The sequence below is a fragment of the Bacteroides sp. 4_1_36 genome (genome assembly GCF_003466325.1).
Classification (GTDB): Bacteria; Bacteroidota; Bacteroidia; order Bacteroidales; family Bacteroidaceae; genus Bacteroides; species Bacteroides uniformis.
This window is the reverse complement of record NZ_QSOX01000011.1, coordinates 122,309-139,846: the sequence shown is the minus strand read 5'-3', so window position 1 is coordinate 139,846 and position 17,538 is coordinate 122,309. Positions and strand designations below refer to the sequence as shown.

General features: G+C 48.7%; 15 protein-coding genes. 11 read left to right on the top strand and 4 right to left on the bottom strand.

The features are described from left to right. Window positions 1–80: 80 nt before the first annotated feature. From DXD65_RS12340 to DXD65_RS12330, 3 genes are read left to right on the top strand one after another with little or no spacing between them, the layout of a single operon-like run. Window positions 81–2,768 (top strand): transglutaminase domain-containing protein, encoded by a 2,688-nt coding sequence (locus DXD65_RS12340; RefSeq protein WP_117887686.1) that lies wholly within the window; start codon window positions 81–83, stop codon window positions 2,766–2,768. A gap of 51 nt (window positions 2,769–2,819) precedes the next feature. Further along, the gene (locus tag DXD65_RS12335) at window positions 2,820–3,617 is read left to right on the top strand and encodes a TrmH family RNA methyltransferase (RefSeq protein WP_008665308.1); all 798 of its coding nucleotides are present in this window, start codon (window positions 2,820–2,822) and stop codon (window positions 3,615–3,617) included. A 27-nt stretch (window positions 3,618–3,644) separates the two neighbouring features. Beyond that, window positions 3,645–4,682: an alcohol dehydrogenase gene (locus DXD65_RS12330; RefSeq protein WP_005832802.1), complete on the top strand. Its 1,038-nt coding sequence runs from the start codon at window positions 3,645–3,647 to the stop codon at window positions 4,680–4,682. Between the two features lie 59 nt (window positions 4,683–4,741). Here DXD65_RS12330 and DXD65_RS12325 read toward each other — a convergent pair whose 3' ends face one another. Further along, the gene (locus tag DXD65_RS12325) at window positions 4,742–5,752 is read right to left on the bottom strand and encodes a GGGtGRT protein (RefSeq protein WP_117887685.1); all 1,011 of its coding nucleotides are present in this window, start codon (window positions 5,750–5,752) and stop codon (window positions 4,742–4,744) included. A gap of 18 nt (window positions 5,753–5,770) precedes the next feature. Continuing rightward, complete coding sequence (locus DXD65_RS12320) at window positions 5,771–6,472, bottom strand: iron-sulfur cluster assembly scaffold protein (protein WP_005832778.1); 702 nt, start codon at window positions 6,470–6,472, stop codon at window positions 5,771–5,773. Window positions 6,473–6,915: 443 nt separating this feature from the next. On the opposite strand from DXD65_RS12320, the gene DXD65_RS12315 reads away from it, so the two are divergent. The 5 genes from DXD65_RS12315 to metH all read left to right on the top strand — a co-directional run bounded on the left by DXD65_RS12315 (window position 6,916) and on the right by metH (window position 12,215). Then, window positions 6,916–7,413, top strand: a complete 498-nt coding sequence (locus DXD65_RS12315) for a DMP19 family protein (protein ID WP_117887684.1) — start codon at window positions 6,916–6,918, stop codon at window positions 7,411–7,413. Window positions 7,414–7,493: 80 nt separating this feature from the next. Continuing rightward, window positions 7,494–8,411, top strand: coding sequence for a hypothetical protein (locus DXD65_RS12310; RefSeq protein ID WP_233556136.1), 918 nt, complete (start codon window positions 7,494–7,496; stop codon window positions 8,409–8,411). 3 nt (window positions 8,412–8,414) lie between these two features. After that, window positions 8,415–8,987, top strand: coding sequence for a Yip1 family protein (locus DXD65_RS12305; RefSeq protein ID WP_008665379.1), 573 nt, complete (start codon window positions 8,415–8,417; stop codon window positions 8,985–8,987). An 8-nt stretch (window positions 8,988–8,995) separates the two neighbouring features. Beyond that, a complete protein-coding gene (gene smpB / locus DXD65_RS12300; protein ID WP_005831836.1) occupies window positions 8,996–9,448 on the top strand; it encodes an SsrA-binding protein in 453 nt (150 codons plus the stop codon). Between the two features lies 1 nt (window position 9,449). Beyond that, the gene (gene metH / locus DXD65_RS12295) at window positions 9,450–12,215 is read left to right on the top strand and encodes a methionine synthase (RefSeq protein WP_117887683.1); all 2,766 of its coding nucleotides are present in this window, start codon (window positions 9,450–9,452) and stop codon (window positions 12,213–12,215) included. A gap of 40 nt (window positions 12,216–12,255) precedes the next feature. On the opposite strand, the gene DXD65_RS12290 is transcribed toward metH, so the two are convergent. Together DXD65_RS12290 and udk are read right to left on the bottom strand one after the other, a co-directional pair. Then, on the bottom strand, window positions 12,256–13,677 hold the full coding sequence (locus tag DXD65_RS12290) for a transglycosylase SLT domain-containing protein (RefSeq protein ID WP_199670737.1): 1,422 nt from the start codon (window positions 13,675–13,677) through the stop codon (window positions 12,256–12,258). Window positions 13,678–13,732: 55 nt separating this feature from the next. Further along, complete coding sequence (udk, locus tag DXD65_RS12285; RefSeq protein ID WP_005831829.1) at window positions 13,733–14,344, bottom strand: uridine kinase; 612 nt, start codon at window positions 14,342–14,344, stop codon at window positions 13,733–13,735. Window positions 14,345–14,446: 102 nt separating this feature from the next. Here udk and DXD65_RS12280 point away from each other — a divergent pair, with 102 nt between their 5' ends. The 3 genes from DXD65_RS12280 (at window position 14,447) to DXD65_RS12270 (ending at window position 17,534) form a co-directional block, all read left to right on the top strand. After that, window positions 14,447–14,755: a Dabb family protein gene (locus DXD65_RS12280; RefSeq protein WP_117703231.1), complete on the top strand. Its 309-nt coding sequence runs from the start codon at window positions 14,447–14,449 to the stop codon at window positions 14,753–14,755. 24 nt (window positions 14,756–14,779) lie between these two features. After that, the gene (locus tag DXD65_RS12275) at window positions 14,780–16,813 is read left to right on the top strand and encodes a protein-disulfide reductase DsbD family protein (protein WP_117887682.1); all 2,034 of its coding nucleotides are present in this window, start codon (window positions 14,780–14,782) and stop codon (window positions 16,811–16,813) included. A 61-nt stretch (window positions 16,814–16,874) separates the two neighbouring features. Beyond that, entirely contained in the window at window positions 16,875–17,534 is a 660-nt protein-coding gene (locus DXD65_RS12270; protein WP_005832761.1) for a CatA-like O-acetyltransferase, read from the top strand. The last annotated feature ends 4 nt before the right edge of the window (window positions 17,535–17,538 follow it).

Sequence of the window (17,538 nt, the reverse complement as noted above, 5' to 3'; positions counted from 1 at the left end):
TTATGTAAGTAAAACGGGAATTAATTTTCTTTTGCGGACGATTTACACTATTTTTGTGGCTCAACCTTAATAATTGCGTTATGAAACGAGTTGCACGACTTCTGGGATTTCTCGGACTGGTATGTTTGCTTGCCTCTTGCGGCAAACGTTCTTTCATTACAGACACTTCTTACCGCCAACGTGTGGAGCAAGACTTCAATCAAAAAAAAGAAAGGTTGCCGCAGGGCGATTTGTTTGCCATATTCGATACGGACTTGACGTCGTACGAACGCGAAGCTTTGGAGTTCCTTTATGCCTATATGCCTTTGGCAGACATTGCCGATTATTCCGGAGAATTTCATCTGATGAACGTGCGCGCCTCCCAAAAGGCTGCCGATGAGATGCCTTGGGGAAAAGTTATTCCTGAGGATTTGTTTCGTCATTTTGTACTTCCGGTGCGGGTCAACAATGAGCATCTGGACAGTGCACGGGTAGTGTTTTACGAAGAACTGAAGAATCGTGTCAAGTCTCTGTCCCTCTATGATGCCATTCTGGAGGTGAACCACTGGTGCCACGAGAAGGCTATCTATACTCCCTCCGATGCCCGTACCAGTTCGCCTTTGGCAACGGTACGCACGGCATACGGGCGTTGTGGCGAGGAATCTACCTTGCTGGTTGCCGCCTTGCGTTCGGTGGGTATCCCTGCCCGTCAGGTCTACACACCCCGGTGGGCGCATACCGACGACAATCATGCGTGGGTAGAAGCATGGGCAGACGGGAAATGGTATTTTCTTGGAGCCTGCGAACCCGAACCGGTACTCAACCTTGGTTGGTTCAATGCTCCGGCCAGTCGCGGTATGCTGATGCATACCAAGGTCTTCGGACGTTATGAAGGAGCGGAGGAAGTGATGTCTGTCACTCCTACTTATACGGAAATCAATGTAATCGGTAACTATGCACCGACGGCTAAGGCCACAGTTACGGTCATGGACGGACATGGAAATCCGGTGTCTGATGCTTGTGTGGAGTTCAAGCTCTATAATTATGCGGAGTTCTATACTGTAGCCCGGAAGCAGACTGATGCAGAGGGAAAGGCTTTTTTGACGGCCGGTAAGGGTGACATGCTGGTATGGGCTTCCAAAGACGGAAAATTCGGCTATGCCAAACTGTCTTTCGGTAAGGACCATGAACTGGTTGTGAAGATGGATAAGACTGCCGGCGACGGCCATGCGGTAGATTTTGAACTTGTGCCGCCCCCCGAAAATGCGGAGTTGCCGGCGGTTACGCCCGAACAGCGTGCGGCGAATGACCGCCGCATGGTCCATGAAGATTCCATCCGCAACGCTTATGTGTCTATGTTCATGACGGATGAGACGGCGCGTTATTTTGCCCGGCAGTACAAGCTCGACGAAGATGCCGTTTCACGGATACTGGTCGCTTCCAGAGGAAACCATCGGGTCATTGCCGACTTCATGGCACGGTTGCGCTCTGAAAAGTCCAAAAGAGGAGGTCTGGACCTGCTCCAACGGATTTCGGCAAAAGACCTCCGCGACGTTACACTGGAAGTTCTGATGGACCACATGCAATCCCGTATGTGCAAGAATGCCGACCATTTCCGCAGATATGTGCGCAATCCACGCGTAAGCAACGAGATACTGACCCCCTATAAAGGATTTTTCAAGAAAGCCGTCTCAAAGGAAGATGCTGAGGCATACAAGGCAGAACCGATGAAACTGGTGGCATGGGTGGCCCAAAATATCCGGGTAGACAATGACTGTAATTTGGGAGGGGCTCCCATTTCTCCGGAAGGGGTCTGGAAGGCCCGTGTGGCTGATGCCCATAGCCGTGACATTTTCTTCGTCTCCATGGCACGCAGCATGGCAATCCCTGCCCGTATCAACGGAGTGACCGGCAAAGTACAGTTGATAGGGGATGATGGTGCGATGGATGTGGACTTGAACCATCATTCGGAAGAGCCGGTCTTTATGGCAGAAGGAATTGCTTCGAAGGGAAAGTTGGTGGCTTCCTATAAGCCTATCCGTTCGTTGGATAACCCGAAATACTATTCTCATTTCACTCTTTCCAAACAGACCCCGCAGGGCAGTTTGCAATTGCTTTCCTATGACGAAGGCGATGCAGATATGGGCGGCGGTACTACATGGAGCAATCTGCTGAAGGAAGGAACAGCTCTGGAGGCCGGAGATTATGTTTTGGTGACCGGTACACGCCTTGCCAGCGGTGCGGTACTTTCTAAAACCACCTTTTTCAATATTCTGCCGGAGAAGACAACGGAAATTGAATTGGTGATGCGCGAGAGCGAGGATGAGGTGCAGGTTATCGGGAACTTTAATTCGGAGTCTCTCTTCACTCCGCTGCCGGACGCCGGCTCCGCAGCCCGGCAGAGTCTGCTGCAGGCTTGTGGGCGCGGTTACTTTGTCGTAGGCATTCTGGGTGTCAACCAAGAGCCAACCAATCATGCGTTGCGCGACATCGCTTCATTCAAGGCTGATTTGGAGAAGTGGGGGCGTAAGATGGTGTTGCTGTTCCTTGATGAGGCCAAAGCCGGCAAGTTCGCCCGCGAGTCATTCCCCGATTTGCCCTCTACCATTATTTATGGTATAGATACGGACGGTATCGCTGCGCAGATTGCAGAAAGCATGAAGTTGAAGCACAAAGAGAGCCTGCCGATATTCATCATAGCCGATACTTTCAATCGGGTGGTCTTTGTATCGCAAGGATATACCATCGGACTGGGAGAACAACTGATGAGGACAATAAAGGGGTTATAGGGCTTTCTGCCATGAATTGTAAATAGTAATCGTCAAATAGTAAATCATCCGATGCCTGTTATCGAAATATCATCTTTAACCCATCCCGGTGTGGAGATATTCAGTACCCTTACCGAAGCCCAGTTACGCAATCGCCTTGAGCCGGACAAAGGGCTGTTTATAGCTGAGAGTCCTAAGGTTATCAAGGTGGCTCTGGATGCCGGCTACGAGCCTTTGGCCTTTTTGTGTGAGCACAAGCACATCTATGGGGATGCTGCTGAAATCATTGAGCGTTGTGGCGATATACCCGTCTACACAAGCGGTAGGGAATTGCTTGCCGAGCTGACCGGCTACGTTTTGACGCGTGGTGTTCTTTGTGCCATGCGCCGTCCGGTTCCGAAGAGTATGGAGGACGTCTGCCGGGGAGCCCGGCGTATTGTGGTTATCGACGGGGTGGTGGATACCACCAATATTGGGGCCATCTTCCGTTCGGCGGCAGCTCTTGGCATGGATGCTGTGCTGTTGACGCGTAATTCCTGCGATCCTCTGAACCGTCGTGCGGTCCGGGTTTCAATGGGAACGGTTTTTCTTGTGCCGTGGACGTGGATGGACGGTCCTCTGGATACGCTCGGTGAGTTGGGTTTCCGCACGGCGGCCATGGCGCTTACGGACAATTCCATTTCCATAGACAATCCCGTTTTGAAGACCGAGCCCCGGTTGGCTATTGTGATGGGTACTGAGGGAGATGGTCTTTCGCACGAAGCGATTGCGGGAGCCGACTATGTGGTTCGTATCCCCATGGCGCACGGTGTAGATTCGCTGAACGTGGCGGCCGCAGCGGCTGTTGCTTTCTGGCAACTTCGCGTTTAGAAGTGATAACTCAAAAAAGCATATATTATGTTGGCATATACTTATATTGAACACGGAAAGTTCGGATTGCTTGAGAAACCGATACCGGTATTGGAAGATGCACGTGATGCTATTGTGCGGGTGACACTGGGTAGCATATGCACCAGTGACTTGCATATAAAGCATGGAAGTGTACCGCGCGCCGTACCCGGAATTACGGTAGGACACGAAATGGTGGGCATCGTAGAGCAGGTGGGTGCCGAAGTTGAGTCGGTAAAGCCCGGCGACCGTGTGACTGTGAATGTGGAGACTTTTTGTGGTAAATGTTTCTTTTGTCGTCACGGATATGTGAACAACTGTACCGACACTAATGGCGGTTGGGCTTTGGGGTGCCGTATCGATGGCGGCCAGGCGGAATATGTACGTGTGCCTTATGCCGACCAGGGACTGAACCGTATTCCCGATACGGTAAGCGACGAGCAGGCGCTCTTGGTAGGCGATGTGTTGGCCACCGGCTTCTGGGCTGCCCGTATCTCCGAAATAACCGAGGAAGACACTGTACTCATCATCGGTGCCGGGCCGACGGGTATTTGTACCCTACTTTGTTCCATGCTGAAGAAGCCCCGTCGCATTATTGTCTGCGAGCAGTCGGCCGAAAGAATCCGTTTTGTCCGCGAGCATTATCCGGAGGTGCTGGTCATTGGGCCGGAAAACTGCAAAGACTTTGTGAGGAAGCATAGCGACCATGGTGGGGCAGATGTCGTACTTGAAGTTGCCGGCACGGAAGATACTTTCCGCTTGGCATGGGAGTGTGCCCGTCCCAATGCCATTGTCACCATTGTGGCGCTTTATGACCAGCCTCAGTTATTGCCCTTGCCGGAGATGTATGGCAAGAATCTTGTCTTCAAGACCGGTGGTGTGGATGGGTGCGATTGTGCCGAGATACTGCGCCTGATAGCGGCGGGACAGATAGATACCACACCGCTTATCACACATCGTTTCTCGTTGGAGGAAATTGACGAAGCCTACCGTATTTTTGAGAATAGGCTGGAGGGGGTGATAAAGGTGGCGATTGTGGGTAGATAGAAAAAGAGGATAGCCAATGAAGGCTATCCTCTTTTTCTATGTAATTATTTACTTGCTACTTACTTGCTCAAAGCTTGAGCCACGTCAACCGCACAAGCCACTGTACATCCTACCATCGGGTTGTTACCGATACCCAGGAATCCCATCATTTCCACGTGAGCAGGAACTGATGAAGAACCAGCGAACTGAGCGTCTGAGTGCATACGACCCATGGTGTCCGTCATACCGTAAGAAGCCGGTCCGGCAGCCATGTTGTCCGGGTGCAGAGTACGACCAGTACCACCACCGGATGCTACTGAGAAGTACGGCTTACCAGCCAATACGCGTTCTTTCTTATAAGTACCGGCAACCGGGTGCTGGAAGCGGGTCGGGTTCGTAGAGTTACCAGTGATGGATACATCCACACCCTCTTTCCACATAATAGCCACACCTTCGCGAACATCGTCTGCACCATAGCATTTTACTTTGGCACGAGGACCGTCGCTGTATGCAATTTCACGAACTACTTTCAGTTCACCTGTGTAGTAGTCGAATTGAGTCTGAACGTATGTAAAGCCGTTGATACGGGAGATAATCTGTGCAGCGTCCTTGCCGAGACCGTTCAGGATGCAACGCAGAGGCTCTTTACGTACTTTGTCTGCTTTAGCGGCAATTTTGATAGCACCTTCGGCAGCAGCGAATGACTCGTGACCTGCCAGGAAAGCGAAGCACTTAGTCTCCTCGCGCAGCAACATGGCAGCCAGGTTACCATGACCGATACCAACCTTACGGTCGTCGGCTACAGAACCCGGGATACAGAATGCCTGCAGGCCGATACCGATAGCTTCGGCAGCTTCAGCAGCGTTCTTGCAGCCCTTCTTGATAGCGATGGCGCAACCTACAACGTAGGCCCATTTTGCATTTTCAAAACAGATAGGCTGAGTTTCTTCACACGTCATATAAGGATCAAGTCCATGAGCTTCGCAGATAGCGTTAGCCTCTTCGATGTCTTTGATACCGTTTGCGTTCAATGCAGCAAGAATCTGCTTGATACGACGGTCTTGACTTTCAAATTTCACTTCTCTAATCATATTCTTTTCCTCCTTATATTATTCGTGACGTGGGTCAATGTGTTTAACTGCTCCTTGTTCTGCTGTTACGCGTCCGTAAGTACCGGTAACTTTCTTCAAAGCTTCGTTTGCGTCAGTTCCCTTCTTGATTTCATCCATGAACTTGCCCAGGTGAACAAACTCGTATCCGCAAATTTGGTCGTCCTTGTCCAGGAATACATTCTTGATGTAACCTTCAGCCATTTCCAGGTAACGGGGACCTTTAGCCAAAGTACCGTACAGTGTACCTACCTGGCTGCGCAGACCTTTACCCAAGTCTTCCAGACCGGCACCGATAATCAAACCGCCTTCAGAGAAAGCAGACTGAGTACGACCGTAAACAATTTGCAGGAAGAGTTCGCGCATAGCTGTGTTGATAGCATCGCAAACGAGGTCAGTATTCAATGCTTCGAGGATAGTCTTTCCCGGGAGGATTTCTGATGCCATAGCAGCAGAATGAGTCATACCGGAGCAACCGATAGTCTCAACCAAAGCTTCCTGGATAACGCCTTCCTTTACATTGAGGGTTAATTTACATGCACCTTGCTGAGGAGCACACCAGCCAATACCGTGTGTCAGACCAGAGATGTCAACAATTTCTTTAGCTTTTACCCATTTACCTTCTTCGGGAATAGGAGCCGGTCCGTGATTAGGACCTTTCTTCACAACACACATGTGTTCCACTTCGTGTGAATAAGTCATAATTAGCTCTTTTTTTAAGTGATATAATTAAAAAAAACGTAGTCCACTTTTATTAGTCGGGTGCAAAGTTAGTTGTTTTCCCCGTTTCTGCCAACTGTTCAATTTGACTTTTTTTAAAAAAAGAAGTAATAAGAAGCTGAATTTCTGCGGAATGTAAAGTGGAGTTTGCAGTTGACTGTTTTTTCTCGTCTCTGATAGGGTTTGTGAATCAATAAGGTATGTGCTTGTCAATCAGGAAGTAATTTTGCCAACCCCTTGCTTGCGTCTTGGCAAACTTTTGCCATGCCTATGGCAAAGTTTTGCCAACGCGGTGGCAAAGTCTTGCCAATGGTAAGGCAAAATCCTGCCAACTGGTTGGCAAGGCGAAGAAAATAAAGGGGAGTCCGTGTTTGACTATGGCTGCAAAGTCTTACCTTTGTGGCACATTAAATAAAATACAAACTATGATAGAAGTTACAGATGTGGCATTGCGCCAGGCTGCCGGCGAAGGGATGGATGCATTCGTCGGCGTATTCACCGGTGCTTATAAGAAAGAAATAGGCGGAGAAATGACTGCCGGGACGATGTCTTTGCTTACCGGTGAACAGCATTCATTGTTGGCCTATCAGATATTCCGTGATGAAGTGATGGAAGGGGGCTTCTGCCAACTGATTCAAAATGGTTATGGCGGTTATATTTTCGACAATCCGTTTGCCAAAGTGATGCGTTTGTGGGGAGTGGGCGATTTGAGTAAGTTGGTTTATGCTGCCAAGAAAATATACGATAGCCATCGTGGCGACTTGGAACGTGAACGCACAGACGAGGAGTTTATGGCAATGTACGAGCAATATGAGGCTTTCGATGAACTGGAAGATGAATTTTTGGAAAAGGAGGAGGAATATACAGCTTTGGTTGCCGGCTATGTGGATGAGCATTTGGAGCTGTTTGCCAAGATTGTGTAGTGTGGATTAACTGATATAAATGTTAAATATCACTGTGACATGCAGTATTTAGATTAATCTTTCATTTAATCTTAAAAACAATGAAAAAACGAGGAGAGTACTATATTACTCAATTCTTTTGTCTAAATTTGCAAACTCTAATATTTATAGGAAAGATGAAACAATTAAAATTCTTGATGGTTGCCTTGACATTGTTGATGGGCATTTCGTTTACTTCGTGTCTGAATTCAGATAATGATTATGCTCCTACCGTAGGAGGCTTTGTAAAGGTCGGCGGTGGTGTGTTTGGTACTACATTTACAATGCTTGATGGTGCAACAACAATTAGTCCGACGCCAGCATCTTTGACACAGGCAGAGAGTAATATGGGATTTAAATATTCAAACACTAATATTGCTTATGTAATAGGAACTTATGATGAAACTTTGAATCCGGACCCGATAAACAAAAAAGAATATAAGTCGGTTTCTTTGACATATGCCGTTAGTTTGGATGATAAGGTTTTAATTACTGAACGTGGAGCATCTAATGATTCTGTCAATAAGGCTCCGATTATAGATATTGATAATTCTGAGAAAGTTAGTTATAATAAAGAATTATTCAAACCTTGGTTCTTTTATGATAAAACAACTTTGGTATTGCCAATAAATTATTATCTCTATAAAGCAGGCGTACATAAATTTACCTTAGTTTATTACCCGTCAGAAAACAATAGTACGAATAAGACTTTGAAGTTGTATCTTCGTCATTATAACGCAGATGATAAAGCCACTTCATCTACTTCTTTGCAAAATTCGGACATTCCTTCCATTTTTTATTATGCATATGATTTGCGTGATGTCTTCACCCGATATGCAATGGCTGTGGGAAGTTCTGAATATCCATCTTCAATAGTGGTGGAGTATGTTGTAAATCCTAATGGCTTGGATTTGGAAAAAGCAGAAACCAAGACAGTTGTAGTAGAGCGTAAGTCTATTGTAGAAACAACGACTGACTAAGATTTGAATTACAAAGATTTATTTCATATAGCAATACTACTGATTTCCTCTCCGGCTCGTGCCTGGGAGGAAATTAGTTTAGAGGATAGACGAAAAGTATTTACTACTTTTGTCTATCCCATGATTGGTTTATGCGGGTTGTCCGTTTTCATCGGCTCTTTGATGAAGATGGGATGGGACGGGCCGCAAAGCTTTCAATATGCCATGACACAATGCTGTGCGGTGGCTGTATCCTTGTTTGGAGGATATTTTTTGGCAGCCTATCTCATCAATGGGTTGCGTGTCCGCATGTTTATGCTGGACAGTGATATTCCTTTGGCGCAACAGTTTGCAGGTTATGCACTGGTAGTGGTGTTCATGCTGAGGATTGTTATCGGCATATTGCCTGATTTCGGCATTATGGCTCTGTTGCTCCAATTCTATATCGTGTATGTTGTGTGGGAAGGAAGCAAAAAGGTGATGCAGATAGCGGAAAAAGACCGTTTGCGTTTCACCATTCTTTCTTCTATTTTGTTAATAGCTTGTCCGGTGGCCATTGAATGGATATTCAATAAGCTGACGGTAGTGCTAAACTGATAAATGTCATGAAACAAGCTCCTGTAAATATAAAGAATAAGCGTGCTACGTTTGATTACGAACTGACGGACACCTATACGGCCGGCATTGTGCTTACGGGCACAGAAATCAAGTCCATCCGGTTGGGGAAAGCAAGCTTAGTCGATACGTTCTGTTACTTTGCCAACGGCGAATTGTGGGTGAAGAACATGCATGTGGCCGAATACTTCTATGGTTCGTACAACAATCACAATGCACGCAGGGAGCGCAAGCTTTTGTTGAATAAGAAGGAACTTGAAAAACTGATGCGCGGCACGAAAGATCCGGGTTTCACCATTGTTCCCGTGCGCTTGTTTATCAATGAAAAAGGGCTGGCCAAACTTGTGGTGGCACTTGCCAAAGGTAAGAAGCAATATGATAAGCGCGAATCACTGAAGGAAAAAGATGACAAACGCGATATGGCGCGTATGTTTAAAAGATAATATGAGTAAACTTGGTAGTTTGGTGCGTGAGCGCATCCTTATTCTGGATGGTGCAATGGGCACCATGATACAGCAATACAACTTGACAGAGGAAGATTTTCGGGGTGAACGCTTCTCGCAGATTCCCGGACAGATGAAAGGTAACAATGACCTGCTTTGTCTGACACGCCCCGATGTGATACAAGACATTCACCGCAAGTATCTGGCGGCAGGTGCAGATATTATCGAAACAAATACATTCAGTTCCACCCGCGTCAGTATGGCCGATTATCATGTGCAGGACTATGTGCGTGAGATGAATCTTGCCGCAGTGCGCCTGGCACGCAAAGTGGCAGATGAGTTTACTTCTCTTACTCCCGACAAACCCCGTTTTGTGGCAGGCTCCGTAGGACCGACGAACAAGACCTGCTCTATGAGTCCCGATGTGAACAATCCGGCCTTTCGTGCCTTGAGCTACGATGAACTGGCCGATGCCTACCGTGAGCAGATGGAAGCATTGCTCGAAGGTGGTGTGGATGCTTTGCTGATAGAAACCATTTTTGATACGCTGAATGCCAAGGCTGCTATTTTTGCCGCCGGGCAGGCGATGGAAACTGTAGGAGTTCATGTACCCTTGATGCTCTCTGTGACTGTTTCTGATATTGGAGGGCGTACGCTGTCGGGACAAACTTTGGATGCTTTTCTCGCCTCCGTGCAACATGCCGATATTTTTTCAGTTGGGCTGAACTGCTCCTTTGGCGCCCGCCAGCTGAAACCTTTCCTGGAGCAGCTTGCTGCCCGTGCACCTTATTATATCAGTGCTTATCCCAACGCCGGACTGCCCAACAGTTTGGGCACATACGACCAGACTCCTGCCGATATGGCACATGAAGTAAAAGAGTATATCCATGAGGGATTGGTGAATATTATCGGTGGTTGTTGCGGAACGACAGATGCCTACATTGCCGAGTACTCCTCGCTGATTGCCGGTGCAACGCCCCATCAGCCGGTTCCCAGACCGGAAAATCTTTGGCTCTCCGGGCTTGAACTTCTGGAAGTGAAGCCGGAAAATAACTTCGTGAATGTGGGTGAACGCTGTAATGTTGCGGGTTCGCGCAAATTCTTGCGTCTGATTAATGAAAAGAAATATGACGAGGCGCTCAGCATTGCCCGCCAGCAGGTGGAAGACGGTGCGCAGGTCATCGATATAAATATGGACGACGGGCTGCTGGATGCTCAAGTGGAGATGACGACTTTCCTCCATCTGATAGCTTCGGAACCGGAGATTGCCCGTGTTCCCGTCATGATAGACTCCTCTAAGTGGGAAGTGATTGTGGCCGGATTGAAATGCTTGCAAGGCAAGTCCATCGTCAACTCCATCTCCTTGAAGGAGGGGGAAGATAAATTCCTGGAGCATGCGCGTACCATAAAGCAATATGGTGCGGCGACCGTGGTGATGGCTTTTGATGAAAAAGGGCAGGCAGACACGTACGAACGTAAGATTGAGGTCTGCGAACGGGCATACCGTCTTTTGGTGGACAAGATAGGTTTCAATCCCCATGATATAATTTTCGACCCGAATGTACTTGCCGTGGCAACCGGTATGGACGAGCACAACAATTATGCTGTAGACTTTATCCGTGCCACCGGATGGATACGCAAGAATCTGCCCGGTGCGCATGTCAGTGGAGGAGTGAGTAACCTTTCCTTCTCTTTCCGCGGCAATAATTACATCCGCGAGGCGATGCATGCCGTATTCCTTTACTATGCCATCCGCGAGGGCATGGATATGGGTATCGTCAATCCGGCTGCCTCCGTTCTTTACACCGATATTCCCGCTGATATATTGGAGCGCATAGAGGATGTGGTCTTGAACCGTCGTCCCGATGCTGCCGAGCGCCTGATAGAAACTGCCGAACGCTTGAAAGCGGAAGCAGAGGCGGCAAAAACTTCTGGAGGAGAGCGGCAGGCTGCCGCCCATTCCCAACTTGCCTGGAGAGAGGGGACTCCTGTGGAAGAACGGTTGAAGTACGCCTTGACAAAGGGTATCGGCGATTATCTGGAAGAAGACCTTGCCGAAGCGCTGAAGCTGTATCCCAAGGCTGTTTCCATCATTGAAGGTCCGTTGATGGCAGGCATGAATCATGTCGGCGACTTGTTTGGGGCAGGCAAGATGTTCCTGCCGCAAGTAGTGAAGACGGCGCGCACCATGAAGAGGGCGGTTGCCATCCTCCAGCCCGTAATCGAGTCGGAGAAAGAAGAAGGTGCGACTGCTGCCGGGAAGGTACTACTGGCTACGGTGAAAGGTGATGTGCACGACATTGGCAAAAATATAGTCTCGGTAGTAATGGCCTGCAACGGGTACGATATAGTGGACCTTGGCGTCATGGTGCCTGCCGAAACCATTGTACAGCATGCCATAGAGGAAAAGGTAGACATGATAGGATTGAGTGGCTTGATAACCCCTTCGCTGGATGAAATGGTGCATGTAGCCATTGAGCTGGAAAAGGCAGGTCTGGACGTTCCTCTGCTGATAGGTGGTGCCACGACTTCACCGCTTCACACAGCTCTGAAAATTGCTCCGGTCTATCATGCTCCCGTAATCCATCTGAAGGACGCTTCACAGAATGCTACAGTAGCAGCCAAGCTGATGAATCCTAAGACAAAGGAGGAGCTGGAAGAAGAACTGCATGAGAAGTATCGGCAGTTGTGCGAAAAGAACCGGGAGAAACAAGTGACAACCGTTTCCCTGGAAGAAGCGAGAAAGAACAAACTGAATCTGTTTTAAATAGGAAGGAAAATAAGGATTAGGGATTAATCCTTAATCCCTATTTTTTTATCTTCTTCTTGTATTGCTCGAAGCGTGACGTAATATCCCTTACGAAGTTATAAGTTTCAATGCCACGGAAATAGCCGTTTTTGCAGACGGGGTCGGTGAAGTATTCCTCATTGCTTTTTAGCAGAATGAAGTTTTCTACATTATCACGCCAGACATATTTGTTTTTGCCGTATTTTTCGGCCAGTGCCATGGCATCCAGCACATGGCCGATACCGGAATTATAAGATGCCAGCACAAAGTTGATGCGTTCTTCCTGGGGTATCTTGGAAAAACTTTTGGCTGTGGCGCCTATGTATTTCACGGCAGCCTTTATACTCTCTTCAGGGTTCTGTTCCTTTCCTTCGGGTAGCCCCATAGCCCTGGCTGTGGCAGGCATCAGTTGCATCAGCCCCCTGGCACCGGCCCAGGATACGGCGGTGGAGTCGAAGTTGGACTCAGTATATGCCAGAGACGCCAGCAGGCGCCAGTCCCAGTCTATCTTGGGAGCATATTTCTTGAACAAATCATCGTAATGGGAAATTTTTCCTTCGCGCAGGGAGAGGATAGGAGAGTGGGGAATGGCCTTGCCGATTTCAAAATATCGTTTCATACTTGCCGTATAGGCAGGTGAAGTCATATTCTCCTCGTGCCATTTGTTGGCGGCGGCTGCCAGTTGCGGACAGTCTTTCCGGACTGCCCACGATGCACGCTGGTCAAAGCTGATGGAGAGTCCGATATTCAGGTTGGGGTAATAGGTCGTATTAAGCTGTGCCACATCATTGTCTGCTACGGTATAGGGGATTTTCCCTTGTGCCACTTGGGTGATGAGGTCTTCTGCACTGATACTGTCGTTGGTCACTTTATGGATGTGGATACCTCCTCCGAGCTCTTCGTCCAGATTGACCAGCCGTTCATAATATTTTCCCGGCTTTACATATACATCTTTCCCGATGAGTTCCGTTACGTCTTTCAGTGGTTTGGTGCGTCCGCCGTTACGTTGCACGACGACTTGGTGCGTGATGACCTCTTCGCCGCAATAAAGCAGGCTGTCTTTCCATTCCTTGGTGATGGGAAGGTTGTAGGCAATGAGGTCTCCCTTGCCTGCCTGCAACTTCTCTATGAGTTCGTGCACATTCCGGGCTACCTCTATTCTCAGCTTCACTCCCAGGCTCTTGGCAAACTGTTCGCTCAGCTCATACTGGAATCCCATGTCCTGGCCACGGTAGATGAAGTAGGAAGTGGAGCTGTACAGTGTCAATACGACCAGTTCTCCGCTGTCCTTTATCTGTTGCAGGTCATCCGCTTCTTCTTTTTCGGCAGGATGTCCTCCACGGCATCCTGCGATGCAGCACAACAACAACAGCAAGATAATTGGGACGGGAGAATTGATAATGGATGATTTATGTCTGGCGAAAGAAAACAGGCTGTTCATATCTCATAGGGTTTAGTGCGTTCTTAATCCTCCATTATCAATTCTCCATTACAAATTAACTCCCCAAGTGCTTCTTGATGTACATGGTCAATATATCAATGGCCACCTGGTTGTTTCCGCCTTCCGGCACAATGAGGTCGGCGTATCGTTTGCAGGGCTCTATGAATTGCTGGTGCATGGGTTTCAGTATACGTGTATAGCGTTCCATAACGGCTTCGGCCGTACGTCCGCGTTCCACTACATCGCGCTGGATTACACGAATTAGGCGTTCGTCGGGGTCAGCGTCTACAAATATCTTGAGGTCCATCATGCTTCGCAGTTTCTTGTCGCACAAGGCAAGGATACCTTCTATGATGATGACTTCCCGGGGCTCGATATGGATGGTTTCGGGCTGCCGGGTACACGTCAGGTATGAGTAGGTGGGCTGTTCTATGCTTCTTCCTTCGCGCAGCATGGCGACATGCCTGGAAAGAAGGCTCCACTCGAAAGCGTCGGGATGGTCGAAGTTGATGTTCTGCCGTTCTTCCACGGGCACATGGCTGCTGTCCTTGTAGTAAGAGTCTTGTGGCAATAATACCACTTCACCAGCCGGTAGGCTTTCGATAATTTTACGTACGACGGTGGTCTTTCCCGAGCCGGTTCCGCCTGCAATTCCTATTATTAACATCCGTTTAAGTGTATATTTGAAACAAAACCAGTATTTTTGCAGTTGTTAAAACAGCCGCTTAGGCTGACAAATATAGTGATAAATCATTTAAATGGCAAAGTTATGGTAAAGCACATTGTATTATTTAAGTTAAAAGATGAGGCACCGGCTGACGAAAAGTTGGCTGCGATGAACAGTTTCAAGGCAGCTATCGAAGCGCTTCCGGCTAAAATATCCGTTATCCGCAAGATTGAAGTCGGATTGAACATCAATCCTGCCGAGGCTTGGAGCATCGCTCTTTACAGTGAGTTCGATACGTTGGATGACGTGAAATACTATGCTGCCCATCCCGACCATGTGGCTGCCGGCAAGCTTATCGCTGCGGTGAAAGAGAGCCGTGCCTGCGTGGACTACGAGATAATTGAAAATTAAAAATTAAAAATTAAATCAGAGAACATGAAGAAATTATTGTTCCCTCTATTTCTGTTGCTTTTCACGGTGGCGATGCGGGCACAGATACAAGATCCCGTCAAGTTCAAGTCCGAACTGAAGACTGTGGCTGCTGATGAAGCGGAGGTCGTTTTTACGGCTGCTATTGACAAGGGCTGGCATGTCTATTCCACCGACTTGGGCGATGGAGGGCCTATCTCGGCGACTTTCAATGTGGAGAAAATCTCCGGAGCGGAAGTGGTGGGTAAACTGAAGCCCGTAGGCAAGGAAATCTCTACTTTCGATAAGTTGTTCGAAATGAAGGTGCGCTATTTTGAGAATACGGCGCAATTTGTGCAGAAGCTGAAGTTGACGGGTGGCGCTTATCAGATAGAAGGCTATCTGGAATATGGCGCTTGCAACGATGAAAACTGCCTGCCGCCCACACAAGTTCCTTTCAAGTTCTCCGGCAAGGCAGAAGGGGCTGCCAAAGAAGCTGCCGCCGCTGCCGCTGAAACGAAAGCCGAAGAACAGCCCGCAAAGCAGGAGACTGTCTCCGGCACGGCTCCCGTGGCTGCCATCGGCGGTGCGGACGGGCCGACGGAAATCAAGGTGGCGGACAAGGTGGACCTATGGAAGCCAGTCATCAGTGAACTGAATTCTTTGGGCGAAACCACTTCGCAGGAAGACATGTCCTGGGTTTATATTTTCATTACGGGATTTGCCGGCGGACTGCTGGCGCTCTTCACCCCCTGTGTATGGCCCATCATCCCGATGACGGTCAGCTTCTTCCTGAAACGCAGCAAGGACAAGAAGAAGGGCATCCGCGATGCGTGGACGTATGGCGCTTCCATCGTGGTGATTTATGTGACGCTCGGACTGGCAATCACGCTTGTTTTCGGAGCCAGCGCACTGAACGCACTCTCTACGAATGCAGTATTCAATATCCTTTTCTGCCTGATGCTGGTGGTGTTTGCGGCTTCCTTCTTCGGAGCGTTCGAGATAACGTTGCCCTCCAAGTGGAGTACGGCTGTAGACAGCAAGGCCGAGGCGACAAGCGGTTTGCTCAGCATCTTCCTGATGGCATTTACCTTGTCGCTGGTATCTTTCTCCTGCACGGGACCCATTATCGGATTCCTGCTGGTGCAGGTTTCCACGACGGGCAGCGTGGTGGCTCCCGCCATCGGCATGCTGGGCTTTGCCATAGCTTTGGCATTGCCTTTCACGCTGTTTGCCCTGTTCCCGTCCTGGCTGAAGTCCATGCCCAAGTCCGGTGGATGGATGAACATCATCAAGGTGACGCTCGGCTTCCTGGAGCTGGCCTTTGCCCTGAAATTCCTTTCGGTGGCCGATTTGGCTTACGGCTGGCGCATCCTCGACCGTGAGACGTTCCTCGCCTTGTGGATTGTGCTTTTTGTGCTGCTGGGCTTCTACCTGCTGGGCAAAATCAAGTTCCCGCACGATGATGACGATACGAAGGTCAGCGTGCCCCGTTTCTTCATGGCGTTGGCCTCGCTGGCGTTTGCGGTGTATATGGTTCCCGGTTTGTGGGGAGCGCCGTTGAAGGCGGTCAGTGCCTTTGCGCCGCCCATGCAGACGCAGGATTTCAACCTTTACAATAATGAGGTGCATGCCAGGTTCGACGATTACGACCTCGGTATGGAGTATGCCCGCCAGCATGGCAAGCCCGTGATGCTCGACTTCACCGGCTACGGCTGCGTGAACTGCCGTAAGATGGAGCTTGCCGTATGGACAAACCCGAAGGTGAGTGACATTATCAACAACGACTATGTACTTATCACGCTTTACGTCGACAACAAGACACCGCTTCCTTCTCCCGTGAAGGTTGTGGAGAACGGCACGGAACGTACGCTACGTACCGTAGGCGACAAGTGGAGTTATCTGCAGCGCGTCAAGTTTGGTGCCAATGCGCAGCCCTTCTATGTGTTGATTGACAACGAAGGCAAACCGCTCAATAAGTCTTACTCCTACGACGAAGATATTCCCAAATATATCGAGTTCTTGCAGACTGGATTGGAGAATTATAAGAAAGAAAAATAAACTGAATATAGAAAGGATGCCCGTAAAGTGGCATCCTTTTTTCTAACCCCCTTTTTTGTATATGAAACAGATTATAGACATTGAAACTTGGGAACGCCGGGATAACTACAACTTTTTCCGCAACTTTGTTAGCTCCTGGTATTCCATTACTACAGAGATTGATTGTACAGAGGCAAGTCTGGCTGCCAGAGCAGCGGGACGCTCTTTTTTCCTTTACTATCTTTATGCCGTGCTCCGTTCGGCAAACGAGGTGGATGAACTTCGTTTCCGTAAAGACAAGAATGGACAGGTCGTCTTTCACGATCGGGTGGATATCATTTCTCCGATAGCCGTTCCCGGTAAGACTTTCTATACAATACGCATACCTTATCACGAAGATTTCAACCGCTTTTATGCCGAAGCCTATGCTTTGATTACCAATATTCCCGAAGATGGCGATCCTTATGGAGCCGAGAAGCATCTCGCGCAGCAAGGCGATTACGATGTAGTGCATTTGAGCGCTGTCCCTAAGATGTATTTCACCTCTACCACTTATACGCTTGCCGAAGCCGGGAATGCTTGCAGCCACCCTTTGATGACTGCCGGAAAAACGGTGACCCGTGAAGGGCGTCTGGTATTTCCACTTTCCATCTATGTGGATCATTCTTTTGTTGATGGTTCGCACTTGGCATCCTTCTTCGGAAAGATAGAAGAATACCTGAAAGAGATTTCACATGAATAAATCA

What these genes read in the sequence shown, in the direction of transcription:
- DXD65_RS12310 (WP_233556136.1), top strand. Translation starts at nt 7,494, where the DNA reads ATGAAAAAACGAGGAGAGTACTATATTACTCAATTCTTTTGTCTAAAT.
- DXD65_RS12340 (WP_117887686.1), top strand. Translation starts at nt 81, where the DNA reads ATGAAACGAGTTGCACGACTTCTGGGATTTCTCGGACTGGTATGTTTG.
- DXD65_RS12320 (WP_005832778.1), bottom strand. Translation starts at nt 6,472, where the DNA reads ATGACTTATTCACACGAAGTGGAACACATGTGTGTTGTGAAGAAAGGT.
- metH (WP_117887683.1), top strand. Translation starts at nt 9,450, where the DNA reads ATGAGTAAACTTGGTAGTTTGGTGCGTGAGCGCATCCTTATTCTGGAT.
- DXD65_RS12325 (WP_117887685.1), bottom strand. Translation starts at nt 5,752, where the DNA reads ATGATTAGAGAAGTGAAATTTGAAAGTCAAGACCGTCGTATCAAGCAG.
- DXD65_RS12290 (WP_199670737.1), bottom strand. Translation starts at nt 13,677, where the DNA reads ATGAACAGCCTGTTTTCTTTCGCCAGACATAAATCATCCATTATCAAT.
- smpB (WP_005831836.1), top strand. Translation starts at nt 8,996, where the DNA reads ATGAAACAAGCTCCTGTAAATATAAAGAATAAGCGTGCTACGTTTGAT.
- DXD65_RS12280 (WP_117703231.1), top strand. Translation starts at nt 14,447, where the DNA reads ATGGTAAAGCACATTGTATTATTTAAGTTAAAAGATGAGGCACCGGCT.
- DXD65_RS12330 (WP_005832802.1), top strand. Translation starts at nt 3,645, where the DNA reads ATGTTGGCATATACTTATATTGAACACGGAAAGTTCGGATTGCTTGAG.
- udk (WP_005831829.1), bottom strand. Translation starts at nt 14,344, where the DNA reads ATGTTAATAATAGGAATTGCAGGCGGAACCGGCTCGGGAAAGACCACC.
- DXD65_RS12270 (WP_005832761.1), top strand. Translation starts at nt 16,875, where the DNA reads ATGAAACAGATTATAGACATTGAAACTTGGGAACGCCGGGATAACTAC.
- DXD65_RS12335 (WP_008665308.1), top strand. Translation starts at nt 2,820, where the DNA reads ATGCCTGTTATCGAAATATCATCTTTAACCCATCCCGGTGTGGAGATA.
- DXD65_RS12275 (WP_117887682.1), top strand. Translation starts at nt 14,780, where the DNA reads ATGAAGAAATTATTGTTCCCTCTATTTCTGTTGCTTTTCACGGTGGCG.
- DXD65_RS12315 (WP_117887684.1), top strand. Translation starts at nt 6,916, where the DNA reads ATGATAGAAGTTACAGATGTGGCATTGCGCCAGGCTGCCGGCGAAGGG.